We start from the raw sequence: 1,962 nt of genomic DNA on the forward strand, positions 1-1,962 counted from the left end.
TTCACCGTCACTTTTAGGTTGTAGTTCTTTATTCGACGATGTGGAAATGAATTCCTTTAGTTCAACTTATATAGCTACTTTTGAAATTTTTCAAACTCACTTTTTAACCATGTCTGGTTTTGATGAGCAATGTATTGTTCCATGCGTACTAACAAATCAACCAATTCTGGTTTCGTCAGCTGCATATAACGTTGTCTGACTCGATCTATGTCACGATCCTGTTTTATGTGCTTGAATGCATCCAGATCATCATTTAAGGGCTTGTAGGACCTTTTCAATGGTTTATAAACCTTTGTAGTACTGTGTTTTAGAAAATGATTGTGAAGTTCCTTGTTCTTTCGGATGGTATTTTGGTGTATACCTTTTCCATCCGGGTCAATTTCTTTCGATTTATCTGAAACTGTCCGGTAAGAAACTGACTTACCCTCATTAGAAAGAGCGTCGATGGCTTTTACTCCACGTTCGAAGGAACGGTTTTTCTTCTCGTCATACGATGCTTGAAGCCATTTCAATTCATTTGTTTGAGGAGATACGAATTTCCGGCGCATATGTCTCATCCTTTTGAGATTTTTCGATTAACTGGATCTCCCTGAGCTCGTGCTTAGCTCTATTTTTTGCGATCTTCATTTTCTTTGCTTCAAGCGGTAACCCCAGTTGCTCGAATCTTTTTTCACTTTCATCTGCCCAATTATAAAAGGCTGTAATTTCTTCTCTAAACTCCGGACGAGGCACTTTTGCACCACATCCCACACAAGCCATTTTAGTTGGACATACCGAGTCAATTGTGCATATGCCACCCACAACTTTTGACATGGTGCCAACCTTCTCACGGTAATCATCATGCCACAAAATATACAAAATGGTAATATGCCGCCTATGGGTATGCCACCTATGGGTGGAGGAACTCCTCCAAATGGCAATTCGGTCCAGGGTGTAAACTCATCTTCGAGTGAGGGTGATACCTTGCAATCAATCTTAGACTCGCTGACAAATGATGATGAAGATACAAACGATGATGGTGTCGTCGATTATAGAGATTCCAAAACCATCAATTCATATTCAACCGATACAAAAAAAGAAACTGAGACCTCAGTGAAAGCTTCACAAAACGACTTTGTAAAAGAGAAGTCTATTACTACATATCAATCCACCATGGACAATTATAAGGAATGGACGTCAAGCCAGAATTCACTAGCTTAATCATTGACTCAAGCGCTCAAAAAAGTAACCAGCTACTACATAAATGACAAGAATCTGATTTCATTCCCCCCACAGGTCTTTTATAAAAACATAAAAATAAGGATGAGCATGATGTTCATCCTTATTTTTATGTTTAGTCAGTTTATCGTAGGCTGCGAGTTTTTTATTTAATGGTGAGGGATTATCGAATACTTTCATTGCTATATTTAGTCGCATATACGACCTGGGGATACGAGAACAAGCTTTCTTTTCCATAGAGTTCTTCAAAAGGCTCTTGTTCGATAAAATGGTGTAACAACACAATATAAATCCACAACCACTTTCACGATCAGCTCACAGAAGCCGGATCAACCGTCTGGCTTCCTTCAATTTCGTGTTATTTTTGATACTCCTGTTGAACCGCCTCCGGCAGCTCCTTGAAGGAAATCTCTTCCCAGTGCGTGACACCTCGAATCAGCGTGTTATATAACTGGACGTAAGCCCCTTTTCTCAATGGCTTCCCAGCCGAAAAACCAAGCTTTTTTTCCTTTCCTTTCTGACTATAAGCAGTTAGCTCATAGCCGTAACGTCCATTCTCATCTTGTACGCCGGACTCGTTTATTATCGTGTAATAGACGGTTTTTCCCGCAGGATTATCAGGTGTAAGCTTCTCCGGAGTGAAGAAGAATAACCACAAGCATGCCCCAATCACGATAATGAGCCCGAGCACCAGCAATATTTTTTTCATCAATAATTCCTCCTAAGCCCAATCAGGATGAGACC

Annotated in this window: 4 protein-coding genes; 1 reads left to right on the plus strand and 3 read right to left on the minus strand. The window is 40.2% G+C overall.

Translation table 11 applies throughout. From position 1 onward, the window contains the following. Positions 1-74: 74 nt before the first annotated feature. Together BK127_RS42020 and BK127_RS42025 are read right to left on the minus strand one after the other, a co-directional pair. A complete protein-coding gene (locus BK127_RS42020) occupies positions 75-548 on the minus strand; it encodes a hypothetical protein (protein WP_076238558.1) in 474 nt (157 codons plus the stop codon). Next, positions 514-813 (minus strand): hypothetical protein, encoded by a 300-nt coding sequence (locus tag BK127_RS42025; protein WP_076238559.1) that lies wholly within the window; start codon positions 811-813, stop codon positions 514-516. Before BK127_RS42025 ends, BK127_RS42020 begins: the two co-directional genes overlap by 35 nt. Positions 814-840: 27 nt before the next feature. Here BK127_RS42025 and BK127_RS42030 point away from each other — a divergent pair, with 27 nt between their 5' ends. Then, on the plus strand, positions 841-1,200 hold the full coding sequence (locus BK127_RS42030) for a hypothetical protein (protein ID WP_144026743.1): 360 nt from the start codon (positions 841-843) through the stop codon (positions 1,198-1,200). A gap of 376 nt (positions 1,201-1,576) precedes the next feature. On the opposite strand, the gene BK127_RS42040 is transcribed toward BK127_RS42030, so the two are convergent. After that, positions 1,577-1,927, minus strand: coding sequence for a YxeA family protein (locus BK127_RS42040; protein ID WP_076238562.1), 351 nt, complete (start codon positions 1,925-1,927; stop codon positions 1,577-1,579). Positions 1,928-1,962 lie beyond the last annotated feature (35 nt).

Source organism: Paenibacillus sp. FSL H7-0331 (assembly GCF_001956045.1).

Bases quoted from the DNA above. Each gene is read 5' to 3' on its own strand.
- BK127_RS42030 (WP_144026743.1), top strand. From the start codon at position 841: ATGCCACAAAATATACAAAATGGTAATATGCCGCCTATGGGTATGCCA.
- BK127_RS42020 (WP_076238558.1), bottom strand. From the start codon at position 548: ATGCGCCGGAAATTCGTATCTCCTCAAACAAATGAATTGAAATGGCTT.
- BK127_RS42025 (WP_076238559.1), bottom strand. From the start codon at position 813: ATGTCAAAAGTTGTGGGTGGCATATGCACAATTGACTCGGTATGTCCA.
- BK127_RS42040 (WP_076238562.1), bottom strand. From the start codon at position 1,927: ATGAAAAAAATATTGCTGGTGCTCGGGCTCATTATCGTGATTGGGGCA.